22 protein-coding genes and 1 pseudogene are annotated in these 21,576 nt (G+C 60.9%); 11 read left to right on the top strand and 12 right to left on the bottom strand.

Annotated elements, in window-relative coordinates:
* Positions 1-334 (top strand): DUF6124 family protein (locus AC07XZ_RS17960; RefSeq protein ID WP_102686855.1); only part of this gene is annotated, 334 nt, incomplete at its 5' end.
* Between the two features lie 74 nt (positions 335-408).
* Here AC07XZ_RS17960 and AC07XZ_RS17955 read toward each other — a convergent pair.
* Positions 409-1,125, bottom strand: a complete 717-nt coding sequence (locus AC07XZ_RS17955; protein WP_102686856.1) for an SIMPL domain-containing protein — start codon at positions 1,123-1,125, stop codon at positions 409-411.
* 226 nt (positions 1,126-1,351) lie between these two features.
* Between AC07XZ_RS17955 and AC07XZ_RS17950 the strand changes: the two genes are divergently transcribed.
* The 4 genes from AC07XZ_RS17950 to AC07XZ_RS17935 all read left to right on the top strand — a co-directional run bounded on the left by AC07XZ_RS17950 (position 1,352) and on the right by AC07XZ_RS17935 (position 5,858).
* Positions 1,352-2,614, top strand: a complete 1,263-nt coding sequence (locus AC07XZ_RS17950) for an ATP-binding protein (RefSeq protein ID WP_064593366.1) — start codon at positions 1,352-1,354, stop codon at positions 2,612-2,614.
* A complete protein-coding gene (locus AC07XZ_RS17945; protein WP_003221630.1) occupies positions 2,607-3,167 on the top strand; it encodes a response regulator transcription factor in 561 nt (186 codons plus the stop codon). The genes AC07XZ_RS17950 and AC07XZ_RS17945 overlap by 8 nt, the downstream gene beginning before the upstream one ends.
* Before the next feature lie 96 nt (positions 3,168-3,263).
* Positions 3,264-4,991: an ABC transporter ATP-binding protein/permease gene (locus AC07XZ_RS17940; protein WP_102686857.1), complete on the top strand. Its 1,728-nt coding sequence runs from the start codon at positions 3,264-3,266 to the stop codon at positions 4,989-4,991.
* Between the two features lie 120 nt (positions 4,992-5,111).
* Positions 5,112-5,858, top strand: a complete 747-nt coding sequence (locus AC07XZ_RS17935; protein WP_102686858.1) for a FadR/GntR family transcriptional regulator — start codon at positions 5,112-5,114, stop codon at positions 5,856-5,858.
* A gap of 7 nt (positions 5,859-5,865) precedes the next feature.
* Here AC07XZ_RS17935 and AC07XZ_RS17930 read toward each other — a convergent pair whose 3' ends face one another.
* Entirely contained in the window at positions 5,866-6,219 is a 354-nt protein-coding gene (locus tag AC07XZ_RS17930; protein ID WP_102686859.1) for a hypothetical protein, read from the bottom strand.
* A gap of 287 nt (positions 6,220-6,506) precedes the next feature.
* On the opposite strand from AC07XZ_RS17930, the pseudogene AC07XZ_RS17925 reads away from it, so the two are divergent.
* Positions 6,507-6,770 (top strand): annotated as a pseudogene (locus AC07XZ_RS17925) (FadR/GntR family transcriptional regulator); the annotation flags it as partial.
* A 22-nt stretch (positions 6,771-6,792) separates the two neighbouring features.
* Here AC07XZ_RS17925 and AC07XZ_RS17920 read toward each other — a convergent pair.
* From AC07XZ_RS17920 to AC07XZ_RS17905, 4 genes are all read right to left on the bottom strand, one after another.
* Positions 6,793-7,140 (bottom strand): hypothetical protein, encoded by a 348-nt coding sequence (locus tag AC07XZ_RS17920; RefSeq protein ID WP_102686860.1) that lies wholly within the window; start codon positions 7,138-7,140, stop codon positions 6,793-6,795.
* A 134-nt stretch (positions 7,141-7,274) separates the two neighbouring features.
* Entirely contained in the window at positions 7,275-7,649 is a 375-nt protein-coding gene (locus AC07XZ_RS17915) for a hypothetical protein (protein WP_102686861.1), read from the bottom strand.
* Positions 7,650-7,751: 102 nt separating this feature from the next.
* Positions 7,752-7,943, bottom strand: a complete 192-nt coding sequence (locus tag AC07XZ_RS17910; RefSeq protein WP_102686862.1) for a hypothetical protein — start codon at positions 7,941-7,943, stop codon at positions 7,752-7,754.
* Positions 7,944-7,954: 11 nt separating this feature from the next.
* Positions 7,955-9,253, bottom strand: a complete 1,299-nt coding sequence (locus AC07XZ_RS17905) for a phospholipase (RefSeq protein WP_102686863.1) — start codon at positions 9,251-9,253, stop codon at positions 7,955-7,957.
* Between the two features lie 235 nt (positions 9,254-9,488).
* Here AC07XZ_RS17905 and kdgD point away from each other — a divergent pair, with 235 nt between their 5' ends.
* The 5 genes from kdgD (at position 9,489) to AC07XZ_RS17880 (ending at position 16,160) form a co-directional block, all read left to right on the top strand.
* Positions 9,489-10,400 (top strand): 5-dehydro-4-deoxyglucarate dehydratase, encoded by a 912-nt coding sequence (gene kdgD / locus AC07XZ_RS17900; RefSeq protein WP_011332448.1) that lies wholly within the window; start codon positions 9,489-9,491, stop codon positions 10,398-10,400.
* 61 nt (positions 10,401-10,461) lie between these two features.
* Positions 10,462-11,901, top strand: a complete 1,440-nt coding sequence (locus AC07XZ_RS17895) for an aldehyde dehydrogenase family protein (protein ID WP_085746913.1) — start codon at positions 10,462-10,464, stop codon at positions 11,899-11,901.
* A 99-nt stretch (positions 11,902-12,000) separates the two neighbouring features.
* Positions 12,001-13,365, top strand: coding sequence for an MFS transporter (locus tag AC07XZ_RS17890; RefSeq protein WP_085608178.1), 1,365 nt, complete (start codon positions 12,001-12,003; stop codon positions 13,363-13,365).
* Between the two features lie 11 nt (positions 13,366-13,376).
* Positions 13,377-14,930 (top strand): galactarate dehydratase, encoded by a 1,554-nt coding sequence (garD, locus tag AC07XZ_RS17885; protein ID WP_007953621.1) that lies wholly within the window; start codon positions 13,377-13,379, stop codon positions 14,928-14,930.
* Between the two features lie 288 nt (positions 14,931-15,218).
* Positions 15,219-16,160, top strand: coding sequence for an AEC family transporter (locus AC07XZ_RS17880; protein ID WP_085702465.1), 942 nt, complete (start codon positions 15,219-15,221; stop codon positions 16,158-16,160).
* 9 nt (positions 16,161-16,169) lie between these two features.
* Here AC07XZ_RS17880 and AC07XZ_RS17875 read toward each other — a convergent pair whose 3' ends face one another.
* The 6 genes from AC07XZ_RS17875 to gatC all read right to left on the bottom strand — a co-directional run bounded on the left by AC07XZ_RS17875 (position 16,170) and on the right by gatC (position 21,387).
* Positions 16,170-16,550 carry a carboxymuconolactone decarboxylase family protein gene (locus tag AC07XZ_RS17875; protein ID WP_011332452.1) on the bottom strand — a complete coding sequence of 127 codons (381 nt, stop codon included), beginning with the start codon at positions 16,548-16,550 and terminating at the stop codon, positions 16,170-16,172.
* Positions 16,547-17,608: a calcium/sodium antiporter gene (locus tag AC07XZ_RS17870; protein ID WP_085746915.1), complete on the bottom strand. Its 1,062-nt coding sequence runs from the start codon at positions 17,606-17,608 to the stop codon at positions 16,547-16,549. Before AC07XZ_RS17870 ends, AC07XZ_RS17875 begins: the two co-directional genes overlap by 4 nt.
* 46 nt (positions 17,609-17,654) lie before the next feature.
* The gene (locus AC07XZ_RS17865) at positions 17,655-18,029 is read right to left on the bottom strand and encodes a septal ring lytic transglycosylase RlpA family protein (protein ID WP_011332454.1); all 375 of its coding nucleotides are present in this window, start codon (positions 18,027-18,029) and stop codon (positions 17,655-17,657) included.
* A gap of 146 nt (positions 18,030-18,175) precedes the next feature.
* On the bottom strand, positions 18,176-19,621 hold the full coding sequence (gatB, locus tag AC07XZ_RS17860) for an Asp-tRNA(Asn)/Glu-tRNA(Gln) amidotransferase subunit GatB (protein ID WP_102686864.1): 1,446 nt from the start codon (positions 19,619-19,621) through the stop codon (positions 18,176-18,178).
* Between the two features lie 10 nt (positions 19,622-19,631).
* A complete protein-coding gene (gatA, locus tag AC07XZ_RS17855; RefSeq protein ID WP_102686865.1) occupies positions 19,632-21,083 on the bottom strand; it encodes an Asp-tRNA(Asn)/Glu-tRNA(Gln) amidotransferase subunit GatA in 1,452 nt (483 codons plus the stop codon).
* 16 nt (positions 21,084-21,099) lie between these two features.
* Positions 21,100-21,387, bottom strand: coding sequence for an Asp-tRNA(Asn)/Glu-tRNA(Gln) amidotransferase subunit GatC (gatC, locus tag AC07XZ_RS17850; RefSeq protein ID WP_085698446.1), 288 nt, complete (start codon positions 21,385-21,387; stop codon positions 21,100-21,102).
* Positions 21,388-21,576 lie beyond the last annotated feature (189 nt).

Raw genomic sequence — 21,576 nt, 5'->3', positions numbered from 1 at the left:
CCTCGAATCACCCACCCCACTCGAAGAAGCCATGCGCGCCGAAGACCTCGCCCGCAACCGCGAAGCCATCAAACGCGCCCTCGACTATTACCTGTGCCCCAACCCTTCCAAACCGCGCCCGAGCACGATGTACATGGTCACACCCAACGTCGACACCGAAAGCCTGCTGGCCAATGCCTGCGAATCCCTGGCGTCGGCCAGAACCATCGCCAGCAATTTCGCCAATGAGCTTTCGGGCCCGCAGCGCAGTACGGCGCTCGGCATCCAGCAGATCATCATGCTGGCCGAGCTCGCAGTGAACCGCGCGCTGGACCGGGTTGATCCGCAAACCTGACAACACAAATCCCAGGTATAAAAAAAACCGGCGATCATCACTGATCGCCGGTTTTTCATTCAGCCGTCACTCAATCACTGCATCAACACTTCAATCGAGCCGTCAGCAGTCAGGCTGACCTGGCTGGTGCCGGCTTCGACTTCAGGCGTGACCGGTGCTGCGTCCATGCCGGCGGCTTTCATCATCATCGGGGCGCGCATGTACGGTTGTGGGAAGCCGTTGCTGTTGAGGTTCAGGCTGACGATTTTGTAACCCTTGCCGCCCAGGGCGTCGGTGGCCAGTTGGGCGCGGGCCTTGAAGGCGGTGACGGCTTCTTTCAGCAGTTGGTCCTCGCTGGCCTTGCGGGTCGGGTCGGCGATGGCGAAGTCCATGCCGCCCATTTTCAGGTCGGTCAGCAGCTCGCCAGTGAGTTTGGACAGGGCGGCGAAGTCGGCGCTTTCCAGGCGCAGTTCGGCGCGTTCGCGCCAGCCGGTGATTTTCTGGCCCTTGGTGTCGTAGATCGGGTAGCTGTTGCGGCTGCCCTGGCGCAGGGTGATGTCTTTGACCTGCTTGGCCTGGGCCAGGGCCTTGTTCATGGTGGTGCTGACGTCGGCGGCGAGTTTGGCTGGGTCGGTGTTCTGTTCTTCGGTGTAGAGGGTCACGATCATCAGGTCGCGGGCCACTTCCTGGCTGACTTCGGCGCGCAGGGAAATCTGGTTGTAGTGCAGCTCATCGGCGGCCAGGGCCGGAAGGCTGGCGATGCTGCCGACGGTCAGGGCGAGAAGGGCGGCGCTGCGGCGAAATGTGTGCATGAAAGCTCCTTGATGAGGGCGCAGGTGGTGGTTCGGGGGCCTGCGTGAAACCATCAGACTCTAGCTTTTATGATCCGGTTCGCCCAGTTACAACTTCTATACAGATGGGCCTTATAGCCGCCGCGACGCTTTTTGCCATGTGGTCGTTTGCCGCACTTTCGCCTCTCAAGCCCGCGCCTTGGTTATACTCCGTGCGATCCGCCTGGAGCGCTCATCAGGAGAGCTCATGCTCGCCCCCGTACAACTGACTTCCGCCACTCGCCAGAACCTCTGGCGGCTGACTTTCATCCGCACCCTGGTGCTCGCCGCGCAGGCCGGCTCCGTGGGCCTGGCCTACTGGCTGGATCTGTTGCCGTTGCCGTGGGTGCAACTGGTGATGACCCTCGGCTGTTCGATTCTGCTGTGTGTGTTCACCGCCGTGCGCCTGCGCACTTCGTGGCCGGTCACCGAGCTCGAATATGCGTTGCAACTGGCCTGCGACCTGGTTATTCACAGTGCCTTGCTGTATTTCTCCGGTGGTTCGACCAACCCGTTCGTTTCGTATTATCTGGTGCCGCTGACCATCGCTGCGGTGACGCTGCCATGGCGGTATTCGGTGGTGCTGTCCGGTATTGCGCTGGCCTTGTACACATTGATGCTGACGCACTTCTATCCGCTGGAAACCCTGCCGGTGGCCCGGGAGAACCTGCAGATCTACGGCATGTGGCTGAGCTTCGCTCTTGCAGCAGCGGTGATTACGTTTTTCGCCGCGCGGATGGCTGAAGAGCTGCGGCGGCAGGAAGAATTGCGCGCGATCCGCCGGGAAGAAGGCCTGCGCGATCAGCAATTGCTGGCCGTCGCGACTCAGGCTGCCGGTGCCGCCCATGAGCTGGGCACGCCATTGGCGACCATGAGCGTGTTGCTCAACGAAATGCAGCAGGATCACCCCGATCCAATGCTGCAGGAAGACCTGAAGGTGTTGAAGGATCAGGTGAAGCTCTGCAAGGAGACTCTGCAACAACTGGTGCGCGCCGCCGAGGCCAATCGCCGGATGGCGGTGGAGATGCAGGACGTTACCGAGTGGCTCGACGAGGCGCTCAATCGCTGGCACCTGATGCGCCCGGAGGCCAGTTATCGCTTCCAGCGTCTGGGGCAGGGCCCGTTGCCGCGTGTAGCGCCGCCGCCGGATCTGACCCAGGCCCTGTTGAATCTGTTGAACAACGCCGCCGACGCCTGCCCGGAAAACCTTCAGGTGACCCTGGACTGGACCGCCGAAGACCTGACCATCAGCATTCGCGACCATGGCGCCGGTGTGCCGCTGGCCATCGCCGAGCAGATCGGCAAACCGTTTTTTACCACCAAGGGCAAAGGTTTCGGCCTGGGCCTGTTTTTGAGCAAGGCCAGCGTGACACGCGCCGGCGGCTCAGTGAAACTCTATAGTCATGAGGAAGGCGGCACGCTCACCGAGCTGCGCCTGCCCCACGGCGCCCGAGGAGAGCAACATGAGTGACGAAATCCAAGTCGAAGGCGAAGAACTGCCGCATTTGCTGCTGGTCGATGACGACGCGACCTTCACCCGGGTGATGGCCCGTGCCATGGCCCGCCGTGGTTTCCGCGTCAGCACCGCCGGTTCCGCCGAAGAAGGCCTGACCATCGCCCAGGCCGATCTGCCGGACTACGCCGCGCTGGACCTGAAAATGGACGGCGACTCCGGTCTGGTCCTGCTGCCGAAGCTGCTGGAGCTGGACCCGGAAATGCGCGTGGTGATCCTCACCGGTTACTCGAGCATTGCCACCGCGGTTGAAGCGATCAAGCGCGGCGCCTGCAATTACCTGTGCAAACCGGCCGACGCCGACGATGTGCTGGCAGCGCTGCTGTCCGAACACGCCGACCTCGACAGCCTGGTGCCGGAAAACCCGATGTCGGTGGATCGCCTGCAATGGGAGCACATCCAGCGCGTGCTGACCGAGCACGAAGGCAACATCTCCGCCACGGCCCGCGCCCTGGGCATGCACCGCCGCACCCTGCAGCGCAAATTGCAGAAGCGCCCGGTTCGTCGCTGAACCTGCGCTGAACGACCATCGCCAGCCCTCGCGATAAAGCGCACCGATCATCTATGATCGGTGCGTGTCTGTTCTTTTCTTTATCGAGCCTTTTCCATGAATCAGAACGCTGAATATTCCGCGGTCAACGATACTGTGCGCGGGCAGTTTTTTCGCAAGGTGTGGGCCATGACCACGCCTTACTGGCGCAGCGAAGAGAAGGGCAAGGCCTGGACGTTGCTGATCGCCGTGATCGCGCTGACGTTGTTCAGCGTGGCGATCTCGGTGTGGATCAACAGTTGGTACAAGGATTTCTATAACGCCCTGCAAAAGAAGGATGAGGCGGCATTCTGGCAGTTGATCCTGTATTTCTGCGGCATTGCGGCGGTGGCAATCCTCGGCGCCGTGTATCGCCTGTACCTGACGCAGATGCTGACCATCCGCTGGCGGGCATGGCTCACCGAGAACCATTTCAAGCGCTGGCTCGGGCACAAAAACTATTACCAGCTGGAGCAGGGCGGTTACACCGACAACCCTGACCAGCGGATTTCCGAAGACCTCAACACCTTCACCAGCAACACCTTGAGTCTCGCGTTGGGCCTGATCCGCACGGTGGTCAGCCTGGTGTCGTTCTCGATCATTCTCTGGGGCGTGTCCGGCAGCATCGAGGTGTTCGGCATCGAGATTCCCGGCTACATGTTCTGGTGTGCGCTGCTGTATGCGGCGGTCGGCAGCTGGTTGACGCACCTGATCGGTCGACGCCTGATCGGCCTGAACAACCAACAACAACGCTTCGAGGCTGACCTGCGCTTCTCCATGGTGCGGGTACGTGAGAACGCCGAGAGCATTGCGCTGTACAACGGCGAGCCGAACGAGAATCGTCGCCTGAGCAACCGCTTTGGGCTGGTTTGGCACAACTTCTGGGACATCATGCGGGTGTCCAAGCGCCTGACGTTCTTCACCTCCGGTTACGGCCAGATCGCAATCATCTTCCCGTTCATCGTTGCGGCACCGCGTTACCTGACCGGCAAGATCGAGCTGGGTGAGCTGATGCAGATCAACTCGGCATTCGGCAACGTGCAGGAGAACTTCAGCTGGTTCATCAACGCGTATTCGGATCTCGCCGCGTGGCGCGCCACATGTGATCGTCTGCTGAGCTTCCGTCAGGCGATGACCGACAACGAAGAACGCGCACCGGCCATTGATGTGCAGAATCAGGGCAATGAGCTGAAGGTTCATAACCTGGGCCTCGATCTGGCTGACGGTCGTCACCTGCTGACCAGTGCAGACATGACCGTGGAGCAGGGCGAGCGGGTGATGCTCAGTGGCCGCTCCGGCAGCGGTAAATCCACGCTGCTGCGGGCGATGGGCCATTTGTGGCCGGCCGGGCACGGCAGTATTCGATTGCCGGCTTCGCGTTATCTGTTCTTGCCACAGAAACCGTATCTGCCGATCGGCACCCTGCGCGACGCCTTGAGTTATCCACAACCGGGCGACACCTACGCGCCCGAGTGTTATGCACAAGTGCTGGAAACCTGCCGTCTGCCGCATCTGGTGGCTCGACTGGACGAGGCCAATCACTGGCAGCGCATGCTCTCGCCGGGTGAACAGCAACGTCTGGCCTTTGCCCGCGCGCTGCTCTACGCACCGCAATGGCTGTACATGGACGAAGCGACGTCGGCGATGGATGAAGAAGACGAAGCCACGCTGTATCAGGCGTTGATCGACCAGTTGCCGGGCCTGAGCATCGTCAGCGTCGGCCATCGCAGCAGCCTCAAGCGTTTCCATCCACGGCATGTGCGGATCGATGGCGGGCACTTGGTGGAACAGACCGTCACGGCCTGATAACACATCATCCTGTGGGAGCGAGCAAGCTCGCTCCCACAGAATGATGCACTGAGTGATCGTACAACCCGCTTGCGCTATGATGCCCCTCAAGCCGATTTTTCGAGACAAACGCAGATCATGGAAAACCCGATCGACACCCCGCGCTTCCCCCGCAAGCGCCGCAGCCTGGCTCAGGAACTGGTGACGGTGCTGACCGAGCAGATCCGCGACGGTCTGCTCAAGCGCGGCGACAAGTTGCCCACCGAGTCGGCGATCATGGAAGCCCATGGCGTCAGCCGCACCGTGGTGCGCGAGGCGATTTCCCGTTTGCAGGCGGCGGGGCAGGTGGAAACCCGTCATGGCATCGGCACCTTCGTGCTCGACACCCCGAGCCCGAGCGGCTTCCGGATCGACCCTGCGACGGTGGTTACCCTGCGTGATGTGCTGGCCATTCTCGAATTGCGTATCAGCCTTGAAGTCGAATCCGCCGGCCTCGCCGCACAACGGCGCAGCGCCGAACAACTGGCCGCCATGCGCGCCGCCCTCGATGCGCTGAATGAAAGTGTCGCCCACGCCAGCGATGCCGTTGCCTCGGACTTCCAGTTCCACCTGCAAATCGCGCTGTCCACCGGTAACCGCTACTTCACCGACATCATGACCCACCTGGGCACCAGCATCATTCCGCGCACTCGCCTGAACTCGGCGCGCCTGGCTCATGACGATCAGCAGCACTACATGAATCGCCTGAGCCGCGAGCACGAGGAAATCTACGACGCCATCGCCCGCCAGGATTCCGATGCCGCCCGCGCGGCCATGCGCCTGCACCTGACCAACAGCCGCGAACGGCTGCGTCAGGCGCATGAAGAGGCGCAGGCGCAGGGGTGATTGTTGCTTAACGAACGAGTTTGACTCTCAGCGTTGGGGATTGCTGAGGGGCGCCGCCGTTTTTGGTGATTCTGTAATCCAGATCGGCACTGGCATCCGTCACCAATCCTTCCTCAAAAACAGCTTTGGGAATCTTGTAAATAACTGGCTTTCCCACCTCGGCTGCGGTCAGTAAACGGGACTTGTCCCATTTGTTACCGGTCGATGTCTTTACGTGCATAGTAATCGTGTCGCCAGCAGCGGCCTGCTGGTTAGGCGGTACAACACCGTGCGCGTCTTCTTTCAGTTTGCCAACGTGGAGTACACCATTCTCGGATTCCTCGAGACCAGGTGCCGCCCAGGTTTTGACTTGTGCAGTCATGATCAAACTCCTTTCACATCCATTTGAACCGTGTAAGAACGCAAACCATGGTGTTGCGCTGATGGAGCCGGTTCGTTAACTCCCAAGTCAGTAAGCCTGAACCCGCCAAGCATTTGCACCTGTCAGAAATGACAGTGGCGACAAGCGGTAGTAGATGGCTCTATTTTGGGAAGGACTCGAAGGAGCAAGATCAGGACTCGATGTACAGTCTCAACGGCTCCCAACGAGGCTCAAGACTGGCCTCGTCTGCAAACTTTTAGCGCAGCTCAACGGTACGGTTCAGGTAATTGTCCACTGGCAACCGCTACTTCACCGACATCATGACCCACCTGGGCACCAGCATCATTCCGCGCACGCGGCTGAACTCGGCGCGCCTGGCCCATGACGATCAGCAGCACTACATGAGTCGCCTGAGTCGCGAGCACGAGGAAATCTACGACGCCATCGCCCGTCAGGATTCCGATGCCGCCCGCGCGGCCATGCGCCTGCACCTGACCAACAGCCGCGAACGGCTGCGTCAGGCCCATGAAGAGGCGCAGGCGCAGGGTTGAACTCCGAAGGGGCGGGAAAACGTCATATGGTGTCGACGATAGACAGCTCTAACGTGTCTGACGGTTGTGGAGTTCCGTTTATTGTTGCGATGAAGTGGATAACTGCGGACCCATTTTTGAATTGATAGTCGAACAGGCTTTTTGAACCCAGAGAGAACTGTTCCTTTTCGGCTATGAACGTCGTAAATCTAGCGTGCTTTTCTATAGGGATGCTAAAACGGTCAGGCTTAACTTCAATTGTTATGTCGATCTGTTGGTTTGCTGCTTTCTCTTCATAAAAGAAATCGAGGAGAAAAGCATCACTCAGTTTCTGGGTGTCCAGCACTCCATTCGGCGCCTGAGGTGCTTCTGCTGCGGCAAGTTTTTGCATGACAAACTCTCCTGGTAGGGGTAAGTGCAATCGTTTTTTACTCCGTAAGTTGAGCGTTCTTGAGGGGCGGAGCGCCACTGTCAGAAATGACAGTGGCGACAAACGGTCGTAATTGATTCCGCCGCGCGTCACGATCAGGCTTCGATGTAGAGTTTCAACGGCTCCGAACAGGGCTCCAGACTGGCCTCATCGGCGAACTTGTAGCGCAGCTCAACGGTACAGTTCAGGTACTTTTCCAGCTCGAATCTCGGGATGCTCAGTTCAATTCCCGTCATGCCGACCATGTCATCCAGTGCGTCATCCCAGACGCCGGTCGGCTCCGACAAACCCTGCCATTCAGGCTCTTCCGGATCATCGCCGAGGATCGGGTACACGTCCCAGTTCGGCGGTGTGTTCTGGCCATCGGGTACCTGAACGATCAGGTCGTCATCCAGCGTCGACAGCCGCAGGATGATCGAATCGCTGGCGTGATCGGGGAATTGCGGAAGGTGTGCAGCGGCAAACGTCATGCTTTGTTCTCCTTGAAAGATCTGCCGCGATCCTTCGCGGCAGTCGTCGCACTTTACCCGGCGAATCGGTGAGGCGCGCCGGGGCAATCTTGTCCGGGCATTTCAACTCTGGGGCAGAATCGAACGATCCACCCTGACCGCGAGTTTGCCCGGGCCGGGCCTGACGTCGAACGTCGCCTGGCCCTGAGCATCCACCGAAGACCGGGCGATGGCCATGCCGTCACGCAGCAATTGCAGCGGCGCACCTTCCAAAGATTGGCCCGAGGCCAGTTCCAGTTTCAATTTGATCGTCATCGAATCGCTCCTTAATTCGTGTTACCGGTCGGGTGATAGTCCTTGAGCAGCAGGTAAGTGCTCCAGCCCCACCAGTCGTCGACGGTGGCGGTGTCGTTGAGGTTGTTGACGTCCTTGCGCCGCAGCACTTTGTTGCCTTGAAGGCGGAACAGTGGCGAGAAGTTGTTGGCCGGATCCAGCACGGCCGTCAGATCCGGCAGCCGTTGCAGCGCGTTGAAGGTGGTCGGCACATTGCCGCTGGAATACGCGGCATACACCTCGTCCGCCGAATCCTGCACCGCCTGATTCACCTGATTTCGGTTGTCGGCATCCGTGGCGTCGAAGTAGCGCTTGTCACCGAACGCCCGCCATTGCTCGCCATGGCCGTTGCGCACCTTGAGCCCGAACTTGCTGTCTTCGTCGTGCATGAAGCGAGTGATGAGTGAACCCAGGTCGCTCGGCGTCACGGCGGCGGCCATGGCTTTGCGCGGCACTCGCAAATGCCCGGAGGAGAACAGGTCGGTGAGGTAGTGGTCGGCGAATGCGTTCATCGCGTAGGCCCGTTCCAGTTGCAGTTCGTCCTGACTGGCGTGGGCCGCAGCGGCGGTTTGCAGGGCGGCGGTGTGGCCGGCGATGTAGGCTTGGCGAGCCCATTCGCCGAAGTGGTCGGCGTTGTTCGCGGCCAGTTTCAGGTAGCGACCGAGCGGGAACAGTGCCGAAACGAAACTGCCGCCGCCGGTGATTTTGTTCCACTCTTCCGACAACGTATCTCCTAACGCGTCGTAGGCCTCATGAGGTTGCTTGCCATCCTTGATGGCCTGTTTAACCGCGTCGATCTCCTTTTGCATGATTGCGAGAATTTGCGTCGCCTCGGTCTTCGAGGCCGTCAGCGCGGCGAGGCTGTCGAAGGCCGCCGTGAAGCGCTGAAGGCGATCGGCCGGGGTCGATCCTTCGTTGATCGGACGGTCGACGATTCCATAGAAATCACCACCCAGCGCCAGCATCTGGCCGTAGGTCAGCGCCAACCCGTTCGGCAGATGCAGCGGAACATTTTGCGCGAGCACCGGCTCGGCATTTTCAATAAAGCGCAGCCGGGTGTTATCGCCGATAGCCGTGTGTTCCGCGCCCTCGAAGCGTAACTGCGGTTTGCCTTTCAAGGCTTGAGCGGTCAGGGCGGTCACGGGTTCGACATCGCTGTGCGAGTCGGCGATGTGCAGCAACAGATGCGGATTTTCGGCACTGAAGGCGATGCCGCCGGGGGTGAAAAGGTCATCGAAACGGGCGATGACCGGTGTGGGTTTTTCAAGGCATTTTGTTAGTTGACCGGACATTTCTTTCTCCTTGATATGTCGTCGGTGGGTTTCTATTTAACTGTATGCATATACAGTTAAATCGAGCCTAGTCGAGAAATCTCCTACGTCAAAAAGAAATCTTGTCTGACAAAAAATGCCCTCCAGCGATGAAATGCAGTTGACGGTTATCTTTTAAGTTGTACGATGACCTACAACTTCGGCGAAGGCTGAATGGTCCACTCACAAAAAACGTTGCTACCAGGGTGTTCGAATAATGAATCCACAAGAACTGAAGTCCATCCTCTCCGCCGGCCTGCTGTCGTTCCCGGTGACCGATTTCAATGCCCAGGGCGATTTCAACCGCGCTGGCTACATCAAACGCCTGGAATGGCTGGCCCCGTACGGTGCTTCAGCCCTGTTCGCCGCCGGTGGCACCGGTGAATTCTTCTCTCTGGCTGCCAGCGAATACTCGGAAATCATCAAGACTGCCGTCGACACCTGCGCCAGCAGCGTGCCGATCCTCGCCGGTGTCGGTGGTTCGACCCGCCAGGCCATCGAATACGCTCAGGAAGCCGAGCGTCTGGGCGCCAAGGGCCTGTTGCTGCTGCCGCACTATCTGACCGAAGCCAGCCAGGACGGCGTTGCCGCCCACGTTGAAGCAGTGTGCAAATCGGTGAACATCGGTGTGGTCGTCTACAACCGCAACGTCTGCCGCCTGACCGCGCCGCTGCTGGAGCGTCTGGCCGAACGCTGCCCGAACCTGATCGGTTACAAGGACGGTCTGGGCGATATCGAACTGATGGTGTCGATCCGTCGTCGCCTTGGCGATCGCTTCAGCTATCTCGGTGGTCTGCCGACCGCCGAAGTCTATGCCGCTGCCTACAAGGCCCTGGGCGTGCCGGTCTACTCGTCGGCGGTGTTCAACTTCATCCCGAAAACCGCGATGGACTTCTACCACGCGATTGCCCGCGAAGATCACGCCACCGTCGGCAAGATCATCGACGACTTCTTCCTGCCGTACCTGGACATCCGCAACCGCAAGGCCGGTTACGCCGTGAGCATCGTCAAGGCAGGCGCCAAGATCGCCGGCTATGACGCAGGCCCGGTGCGTGCGCCGCTGACCGACCTGACCGGCGAAGAGTACGAAATGCTCGCCGCGCTGATCGACAAGCAAGGTGCGCAGTAACACAACTCTATAAACAAGGCCGCTGAGCGATCAGCGGCCTTTTGCGTCAGGAGAATGATTCGTGACCAAGCGCTATGACAACTACATCAACGGTGAATGGGTCGCCGGTAACGATTACTCGGCGAACATCAACCCGTCCGAACTGAGCGACACCATCGGCGATTACGCCAAGGCTGACCTGGCTCAGGTCAACGCCGCCATCGACGCCGCCCGCGCCGCGTTCCCGGCGTGGTCGACCTCGGGCATTCAGGCCCGTCACGACTCGCTGGACAAAGTCGGCACTGAAATCCTCGCCCGCCGCGAAGAGCTCGGCACCCTGCTGGCCCGGGAAGAGGGCAAGACCCTGCCCGAAGCCATCGGCGAAGTGACCCGCGCCGGCAACATCTTCAAGTTCTTCGCCGGTGAATGCCTGCGTCTGTCCGGCGACTACGTGCCGTCGGTGCGCCCGGGCGTCAACGTAGAAGTCACTCGCGAAGCGCTCGGTGTGGTCGGCCTGATCACCCCGTGGAACTTCCCGATTGCCATCCCTTCGTGGAAAATCGCCCCGGCCCTGGCCTACGGCAACTGCGTGGTGTTGAAACCGGCGGATCTGGTGCCGGGTTGCGCCTGGGCCCTGGCTGAAATCATCTCCCGCGCAGGCTTCCCTGCCGGCGTGTTCAACCTGGTCATGGGCAGCGGTCGCGTGGTCGGTGAAGCGCTGGTCAACAGCCCGAAAGTCGATGGCATCAGCTTCACTGGCTCCGTCGGTGTGGGCCGTCAGATCGCCGTCAACTGCGTGTCGCGCCAGGCCAAGGTTCAGCTGGAAATGGGCGGCAAGAACCCGCAGATCATTCTTGACGACGCCGACCTCAAGCAGGCGGTCGAGCTGTCGGTGCAGAGCGCGTTCTACTCCACCGGCCAGCGTTGCACGGCTTCGAGCCGACTGATCGTTACCGCCGGGATTCACGACAAGTTCGTCGAGGCCATGGCCGAGCGCATGAAGTCGATCAAGGTCGGCCACGCGCTGAAGGCCGGTACCGACATCGGTCCGGTGGTCTCGCAAGCGCAGCTTGAGCAGGATCTGAAATACATCGACATCGGTCAGTCCGAAGGTGCGCGCGTAGTCAGTGGCGGTGGTCTGGTGACCTGCGACACCGAGGGCTACTTCCTCGCGCCGACTCTGTTTGCCGACAGCGAAGCGTCGATGCGCATCAGCCGCGAAGAGATCTTCGGCCCGGTGGCCAACATCGTCCGCGTGGCCGATTACGAGGCTGCACTGGCCATGGCCAACGACACCGAATTCGGTCTGTCGGCGGGTATCGCTACTACGTCGCTGAAGTACGCCAACCACTTCAAGCGTCATTCCCAGGCCGGGATGGTGATGGTCAACCTGCCGACCGCCGGTGTGGATTACCACGTTCCGTTCGGTGGCCGTAAGGGTTCATCCTATGGCTCACGTGAGCAAGGCCGCTATGCGCAAGAGTTCTACACGGTCGTGAAGACCAGCTACATCGGTTCGTAAATCGCTGCACCCGCGCCGGGCCTTCGCCTGAGGCCCTGCGCGGCACAAGACCAAAGAATGTTTTACCCGCATAAAAATAATCAGTGGGAGTACATCTACATGCAATCGTCCAAGCCGACTCACGTCCGCTATTTGATCCTGCTCATGCTGTTTTTGGTGACCACGATCAACTACGCCGACCGCGCCACCATCGCGATCGCCGGTTCCAGTTTGCAAAAAGACCTCGGCATCGACGCGGTCACCCTCGGCTACATCTTCTCTGCATTCGGTTGGGCCTACGTGGCCGGGCAAATTCCCGGCGGCTGGCTGCTCGATCGCTTCGGCTCGAAAAAAGTCTACGCCCTGAGCATCTTCACCTGGTCGCTGTTCACCGTGCTGCAAGGCTTCGTCGGTGAGTTCGGCATGTCCACGGCCATCGTCGCGCTGTTCATGTTGCGCTTCCTGGTCGGTCTGGCCGAGGCGCCATCGTTCCCCGGCAACGCCCGTATCGTCGCGGCCTGGTTCCCGACCGCTGAACGCGGTACCGCTTCGGCGATCTTCAACTCGGCGCAATACTTCGCGACCGTGCTGTTCGCACCGCTGATGGGCTGGATCGTGTTCTCCTTTGGCTGGGAGCACGTGTTCATCGTCATGGGCCTGCTCGGTATCGTGTTCTCGCTGGTCTGGCTGAAGGTTATCCACAGCCCGCGCCAACACCCGATGGCCAACGAAGCGGAAGTGAAGTTCATCGCCGACAACGGCGGCATGGTCGACATGGACCAGAAACAAGGCAAAAAGGCAGACGGCCCGAAATGGGATTACATCCGCCAGCTGCTGACCAACCGCATGATGCTCGGCGTGTATCTGGGCCAGTACTGCATCAACGGCATCACCTATTTCTTCCTGACCTGGTTCCCGGTGTACCTGGTGCAGGAACGCGGCATGACCATCCTCAAGGCCGGTTTCATTGCTTCGTTGCCAGCGATCTGCGGTTTTATCGGCGGCGTCCTTGGCGGGGTGATTTCCGATTACCTGCTGCGCAAGGGCCATTCGCTGACCTTCGCCCGCAAGGCGCCGATCATTGCCGGTCTGCTGGTTTCGAGCAGCATCGTGGCCTGCAACTATGTCGACGTTGAATGGATGGTGGTCGGTTTCATGGCCCTGGCATTCTTCGGCAAAGGCGTGGGCGCGCTGGGCTGGGCGGTGGTGTCCGACACTTCGCCAAAACAGATCGCCGGTCTGAGTGGCGGCCTGTTCAACACCTTCGGCAACATCGCCTCGATCACCACTCCGATCGTCATCGGCTACATCATCAGTTCCACCGGTTCGTTCAAATGGGCGCTGGTGTTCGTCGGCGCCAACGCGCTGGTGGCGGTGTTCAGCTACCTGGTGATCGTCGGCCCGATCAAGCGTGTGGTCCTGAAAGAGCCGCCAACCAACGGTGGTTCCGAAGCGGCTGGTAAATTGTCTCAAGCGCATTCCTGAGGAGCGGCGTCATGCAGTTGATTGAACATTCCGACTCGCCGCGCTACATCCGCCTGCACGAGCGGGACAACGTAGTGGTAGTGGTGAACGACCAGGGCGTGCCGGCCGGCACCGCATTTGCCGATGGCCTGGTGACGGTGGATTTTGTACCGCAGAGTCACAAGGTCAGCCTCGTGGACATTCCCGAGGGCGGCACGGTGATTCGCTACGGCCAGATCATTGGCTACGCGTTGCAGCCGATTCCCCGTGGCAGTTGGGTCAAGGAAGATCAACTGCGCATGCCGACCGCGCCGCCGCTGGACAGCCTGCCGCTGTCCACCGATGTGCCGGCCGCGCAGGCACCGCTGGAAGGCTTCACGTTCGAGGGTTATCGCAACGCCGACGGCACCGTCGGCACGCGCAACATCCTCGGGATCACCACCACCGTGCAATGCGTCACCGGGGTGCTGGATCACGCGGTGAAGCGGATCAAGGACGAGCTGTTGCCGAAGTACCCGCACGTCGATGACGTGGTGGCGCTGACCCACAGTTACGGTTGCGGCGTGGCCATCACGGCCACTGACGCTTACATCCCGATCCGCACCGTGCGCAATCTGGCGCGCAACCCGAACCTCGGTGGCGAGGCGCTGGTGATCAGCCTGGGCTGCGAGAAATTGCAGGCGGGGCAGGTGATGCACGAGGACGATGCGTCGGTGGATCTGAGCGAGCCGTGGCTGTATCGCTTGCAGGATTCCAGTCACGGTTTCACCGAGATGATCGAGCAGATCATGGAACTGGCCGAAGTCCGCCTGAAGAAACTCGACCAGCGTCGCCGCGAAACCGTGCCGGCGTCCGAGCTGATCCTCGGCATGCAGTGCGGCGGCAGCGATGCGTTTTCCGGCATCACTGCCAACCCGGCGCTGGGTTATGCCTCGGACTTGCTGCTGCGGGCGGGGGCGACGGTGATGTTTTCCGAAGTCACCGAAGTGCGCGATGCGATCTACCTGCTGACCTCACGGGCCCAGACCAAAACCGTTGCCGAGGAACTGGTGCGCGAGATGGACTGGTACGACCGTTACCTGGCCAAGGGCGAAGCGGATCGCAGCGCCAACACCACGCCGGGCAACAAGAAGGGCGGGCTGTCGAACATTGTCGAGAAGTCCTTGGGCTCGATCGTGAAGTCCGGCAGCAGTGCGATCAGCGGCGTGCTCGGCCCTGGGGAACGTTTCAAGCAGAAGGGTTTGATTTTCTGTGCAACGCCGGCGAGTGATTTTGTCTGCGGTACGTTGCAACTGGCGGCGGGGATGAATCTGCATGTGTTCACTACCGGTCGTGGCACGCCTTATGGGTTGGCGATGGCGCCGGTGGTGAAGGTCTCGACCCGTACGGAGCTGGCTCAGCGTTGGCCGGATCTGATCGATATCGATGCCGGGCGGATTGCTACCGGTCGCGCATCCATCGAGGAGTTGGGCTGGGAGTTGTTCCACTACTACCTGGATGTGGCGAGCGGCAAGCAGCAGACGTGGGCGGAGAAGCACAAGCTGCATAACGACATTACGTTGTTCAATCCGGCGCCGATTACTTGATCTGCTTGAGGGGGGTGGTGCCCGCACTGGCCATGCCCTCACCCCAGCCCTCCCGAAACGTCGGACCGCCCGTAGGGAGAGGGGGCCGATCCGGGAATATTTCAGTAATACACCGACCTGAAAGGGATTTACCGAATCCATAATCGACTCGGTCTTCCAGGTCGATGGATGACGCAAGACAGCTCGGTCAGTTCCTCTCCCTCCGGGAGAGGGTTAGGGTGAGGGGCTTTTGAAGGTTTTGGCTTATCATTAGCCCCCTAACGACGCTCACCTCCAAGGCTCCCCGGCATGCTGGCAATCTTCCTCGAAACCCTGAACATCACCGCGCCGGTGTTTGCCATGCTGTTTCTCGGTGTGCTGCTCAAGCGCATCGACTGGATCAACGACAACTTCATCCACACGGCATCGTCGCTGGTGTTCAACGTCACCATGCCGGCGCTGCTGTTTCTCGGCATCCTGCATGCCGACCTGCACGCGGCACTGCAACCGGCGCTGCTGATCTATTTCGCCCTCGCCACGCTGGTCAGTTTTGCCGTGGCCTGGGGCTGGGCGATTTTCCGCTGCCCGCGTGAAGATCGTGGCATCTACACCCAAGGCGCATTTCGCGGCAACAACGGGGTGATCGGCCTGGCGCTGGCGGCGAGTATGTACGGCGACTACGGGATTTCCCTCGGAGCGATTCTCGCAGCGCTGGTGATCCTGTTCTACAACACCCTGTCGACCATCGTGCTCGCGGTCTACAGCCCGGTGATCAAGTCCGACCCGTGGAGCATCTGCAAAAGCGTGGTCAGCAATCCGTTGATCATCAGCGTGATCGCGGCAGCGCCGTTCGCTTATTTCAAGATCGGTCTGCCGGGCTGGCTGGAAACCTCCGGCCAATACCTGGCTCAAACCACATTGCCGCTGGCGCTGATCTGTATTGGCGGCACGCTGTCGCTGGCGGCGCTGCGCAAGAGCGGCAACATGGCGCTCAGTTCGAGTCTGGTGAAGATGATCGGCCTGCCGGTCATCGCCACGCTGGGCGCATGGCTGTGGGGCTTTCGCGGGGCGGAGCTGGGGATTCTGTTCCTGTACTTCGGCAGCCCGACCGCCGCCGCCAGTTTTGTCATGGCCCGTGCGGCCCAGGGCAACCATGAGCTGGCGGCAGCGATCATCGTGCTGACCACGTTGATGGCGGCGATCACCACCAACATCGGGATCTTCTTTCTGCAGTGGGGCGGGTGGATCTGAGGCCGGCGGTTACTCAGGCTTCTGGTAACTGTCGATCACTTCCTGCGCCGCGCGGAACGCATCGATCGCCGCCGGCACGCCGGCATACACCGCGCAATGCAGCAGCGCTTCGCGGATCTCATCGACCGTGCAGCCATTGTTCAACGCACCGCGCACGTGGCCCTTCAATTCCTGCGGGCACTTCAACGCGGTCAGCGCGGCGAGGGTGATCAGGCTGCGGGTTTTCAGCGGCAAACCTTCGCGATTCCACACGCCGCCCCAGGCGTGTTCGTTGACGAAATCCTGCAACGGTTGGGTGAACTCGGTGGCGTTGCCCAGCGCGCGGTCGACAAACGCGTCACCCATTACCTGGCGGCGGACTTCAACCCCGGATTTCTTCGATTCGGTCATGGCACATCCCTCTTGTGGTGTTGGCGGCGCCAGGCGCGCACGGACGTAAAAAACAGAAACGTCAGCAGCGTCGGCAGCACATAAAACAGCATCAATCGTTCAAGCTTGCCGGCCAGTGGCATGCCGGTGGTGAACGACACCACGTGCAGCCCGTACGCCAGATACAAACCCAACAGCAGCAAACCTTCGGCCCGTGTCACGCGATAACCGGAATAGAACACCGGCAGGCACAGCGCGGCGACGCCGAGCATCACCGGCAGGTCGAAATCCAGTGCGTTGGGTGACACCGACAGCGGCGTCGGCGCGATCAGCGCGGTGAGGCCCAGCACCCCAAGCAGGTTGAACAGGTTGGCGCCGATCACGTTGCCCACTGCGATGTCACGCTGACCGCGCAGCGCGGCGATCAGCGAGGTGGCGAGCTCCGGCAGCGAGGTGCCGACCGCGACCACGGTCAGACCGATCACTCGCTCGGAGAACCCCAGGTCGGTGGCGACGACCACAGCCGCACCCAGCAATAGGTGTCCGGCGAACACCAGCATGCCCAGACCGCCGACAATCATCAGCAGGCTGGTGAACCACGGCGCCTGCGGATCGTGCGGTTGATCGGAATGCGGGCGGGTAGAGTGCCGCGACTGGCGCAGCAGTAATCCGAGATACAGGGCGAGGGCGCCGAGCAACAGAATGCCGTCGAAGCGCCCGAGTTCTTCATTCCACGCCAGCACGAACACCAGCAGGCTAGCGCCGATCATCAACGGGATGTCCAGGCGCACCAGTTGCCGCGACACCCGCAGCGGGATGATCAGCGCCGACAGGCCGAGGGTGACGAGAATGTTGAAAATGCTGCTGCCGATCACGCTGCTGACGGCGATGTCCGGCGTGTGCGCCTGCACGGCTTGCAGGCTGACGGCCATTTGCGGGGCGCTGCTGCCGAGGGCAACGATCGTCAGGCCGATGATCAGCGGTCGTACATGCAGGCGCGCGGCCAGGCGCACGGCGGCGCGCACCATCAACTCGGCGCCGGCGATCAGCAGGAACAGCCCGCTGAGCAATTCGATCACGCTGATCAGGGGTAAGTCGGTCAGTCCGAAAATGGTGGACGCTCCATCAGTCGTCGAGGGCCTGGACCCGAACCCGGGCGGTTCCACTGCGCAGCATACCGAGCTGTTCGGCCGCCGCACGTGAAACATCGATCAGACGGCCACGGGTGTGCGGGCCGCGGTCGTTGATGCGGACCACGACGGATTCATCGTTTTTCAGGTTGGTGACCTTCACCCGCGTGCCGAAGGGCAACTGGCGGTGGGCGGCGGTCAGGGAATTCTGGTTGAACGCTTCGCCGCTGGCGGTGCGTTTACCGTGGTGCTTGGCTCCGTAATAGGAGGCGACGCCGGTCTGGTCGTAACCGTGCGGGTCGATGACATCTGTGCTGGCGCAGCCGGCCAGCAAAGAGAGCAGGGCGCAGGCGCCGAGCAGACGTTTCATTCAAAAGCTCCCAAGTGATCGTTCCCACGCTCCGGCGTGGGAATGCACCCCCGTGACGCTCTGCGTCACACCGCAATGGACGCGGAGCGTCCGAGGCGGCATTCCCACGCAGAGCGTGGGAACGATCCTCGGGCGCGGGACCATCGTCAGCCTTCGAGCTTGCTTTTCAGCAGTTCGTTCACTTGCTGCGGGTTGGCTTTGCCTTTGGAGGCTTTCATGGCCTGACCGACGAAGAAGCCGAACATCTTGCCGCGCTTGGCTTCGTCTGCCGCTCGGTATTGCTCGACCTGCTCGGCGTTGGCCGCAAGCATTTCGTCCAGCACCGCCGAGATTGCGCCGGTGTCGGTGACTTGCTTCAGGCCGCGTTTTTCGATGATCTCGTCTGCGCTGCCTTCGCCGTTGGCCATCGCTTCGAACACCACCTTGGCAATCTTGCCGGAGATGGTGTTGTCCTTGATGCGCTGCAGCATGCCGCCCAGTTGCTCGGCCGAAACCGGCGAATCCTCGATGTCCAGGTTCTGCTTGTTGAGCAGGCTGCCCAACTCGACCATCACCCAGTTCGCCGCCAGTTTGGCGTCGCCGCCGATGGCTGCGACTTTCTCGAAGTAGTCCGCCTGCTCACGGCTGGTGGCCAGCACGTTGGCGTCGTAGGCCGACAGACCGAAAGCACTCTGGAAGCGCTCGCGTTTCTGCGGTGGCAGCTCCGGCAGGGTGGCGCGCACGTCGTTGAGGAACGAGTCCTCGATGACCACCGGCAGCAGGTCCGGATCGGGGAAGTAACGGTAGTCGTTGGCTTCCTCTTTGCTGCGCATCGGACGGGTTTCGTCCTTGTTCGGATCGTACAGACGGGTCTGCTGGATCACTTTGCCGCCGTCTTCGATCAGGTCGATCTGACGCTGGATCTCGGAGTTGATCGCCTTCTCGATGAAGCGGAACGAGTTGACGTTCTTGATCTCGCAGCGGGTGCCGAATTCAACCTGGCCTTTCGGACGGATCGACACGTTGCAGTCGCAACGCAGCGAGCCTTCGGCCATGTTGCCGTCGCAGATGCCCAGGTAACGTACCAGCGCGTGGATCGCCTTGACGTAGGCCACGGCTTCCTTGGCGCTGCGCATGTCCGGCTCGGACACGATTTCCAGCAGCGGTGTGCCGGCACGGTTCAGGTCGATGCCGGTGGCACCGCTGAATTCTTCGTGCAGGCTCTTGCCGGCGTCTTCTTCCAGGTGCGCGCGGGTGATGCCGACGCGTTTGACCGTGCCGTCTTCCAGCGCAATGTCCAGGTGACCCTTGCCGACGATCGGCAATTCCATCTGGCTGATCTGGTAGCCCTTCGGCAGATCCGGGTAGAAATAGTTTTTACGGGCGAACACGTTGTGCTGACCGATCTCGGCGTCAATCGCCAGACCGAACATCACCGCCATGCGCACAGCTTCCTGGTTCAGCACCGGCAGCACGCCGGGCATGCCAAGGTCGATCAGGCTGGCCTGGGTGTTCGGCTCGGAGCCGAACGTGGTGGAACTACCGGAAAAGATTTTCGACCGGGTGGTGAGCTGGGTGTGAATCTCCAGCCCGATCACGACTTCCCATTGCATGTGTGTCTCCTCAGAAGCCGGTTGGGGTGCGGGTGTGCCAGTCAGTGTTCAACTGATACTGGTGGGCAACGTTCAACAGGCGACCTTCCTGGAAATACGGCGCGAGCAGCTGTACGCCAACCGGCAGACCGTCGACGAAACCGGCCGGCATCGACAGGCCCGGCAGGCCCGCGAGGTTGGCGGTGATGGTGTAGACGTCTTCCAGGTAGGCAGCGACCGGGTCGCTGTTTTTGGCGCCGAGTTTCCAGGCCGGGTTTGGCGTGGTCGGGCCGAGGATGATGTCGACTTCATTAAAGGCAGCCATGAAGTCGTTCTTCACCAGGCGACGGATCTTCTGCGCTTTCAGGTAGTAGGCGTCGTAGTAACCGGCGGACAGTGCGTAGGCACCGACCATGATCCGGCGCTGCACTTCGGCACCAAAGCCTTCGCCACGGGAGCGCTTGTACAGGTCTTCCAGGTTCTTCGGATCTTCGCAGCGGTGGCCGAAGCGCACGCCGTCGAAACGCGACAGGTTGGAGGAGGCTTCTGCCGGGGCGATCACGTAGTACGCAGGAATCGCGTGCTGCATGTTCGGCAGGCTGATTTCCTTGATCACGGCACCGAGCTTCTGCAGCTCTTTGATGCTGTTCTGGATCAGGTCGGCGATGCGCGGGTCGAGACCGGCGCCGAAGTATTCCTTTGGCACGCCGATGCGCAGGCCTTGCAGCGAACCGTTAAGACCAGCGGCGTAGTCTGGCACTGGCTCATCGATGCTGGTGGAGTCGTTCGGATCGAAGCCGGCCATACCTTGCAACAAAATCGCGCAGTCTTCGGCAGTGCGAGCCAATGGGCCGCCCTGATCGAGGCTGGAGGCGTAAGCGATCATGCCCCAGCGCGACACGCGACCGTAGGTCGGTTTCAGGCCGGTGAGGTTGGTGAATGCAGCTGGCTGACGGATCGAACCGCCGGTGTCGGTGGCTGTCGCAGCAGGCAAAAGACGAGCGGCAACCGCCGCCGCCGAACCACCGGACGAGCCGCCCGGTACGTGTTCCAGGTTCCACGGGTTTTTCACCGCGCCGTACCAGCTCGACTCGTTGGCCGAACCCATGGCGAATTCGTCCATGTTGGTCTTGCCCAGGGTCACGGTGCCGGCGGCGGCCAGCTTCGACACCACGGTGGCGTCATACGGAGCCTTGAAGTTGTCGAGCATCTTCGAGCCGCAGCTGGTGCGAATGCCCTGGGTGCAGAACAGGTCTTTGTGGGCGATCGGCGCACCCAGCAGGGCGCCGCTCTCACCATTGGCCCGGCGCACGTCGGCGGCTTTCGCCTGCTCGAGGGCCAGCTCTTCGGTGAGGCTGATGAAACTGTTGAGCTGCGGATCGAGCTGGGTAATGCGCGCCAGCAGGACTTTGGTCAGCTCTTCGGAAGAAAACTTTTTATCGGCGAGACCGCGGGCGATCTCGGCCAGAGTCAATTGATGCATTGCAGGCTCTTTCCCTTTAGTCGATGACTTTCGGAACCAGGTACAGGCCGTTTTCGACCGCTGGTGCGATGGACTGATAAGCCTCGCGGTTATTGCTTTCGGTCACGACGTCGGCGCGCAGGCGCTGACTGGCTTCCAGCGGGTGGGCCAGCGGCTCGATACCGTCGGTATCGACCGCCTGCATTTCGTCGACCAGCCCGAGAATGCTGTTGAGGGCCGAAGTGATGTGTGGAAGATCGGCGTCATTAAGGCCAAGGCTGGCCAGATGAGCGATTTTTTCCACGTCGGAGCGTTCTAGCGCCATCGGGTTTCTCCAGTGGAAAACAGGACGGACGGCGTCCGTGTGTTAGATTGTCGGAACACTACCGCACTTCTACGGTCATAAGGCCGCGATTGTGGGGCTTGGTGCACAGAAAAGCGGCCAATTTAACATATTGGCGCCTTGCCCAAAATCCCTGTCGTTGTTAGAGTTTGCCGCACTTTTTTACCCACG

This window comes from Pseudomonas sp. GW458-11-26-14-LB4 (assembly GCF_059423925.1).
The sequence above is the reverse complement of the archived record's forward strand: the minus strand, read 5'-3'. Positions and strand labels throughout refer to the sequence as shown.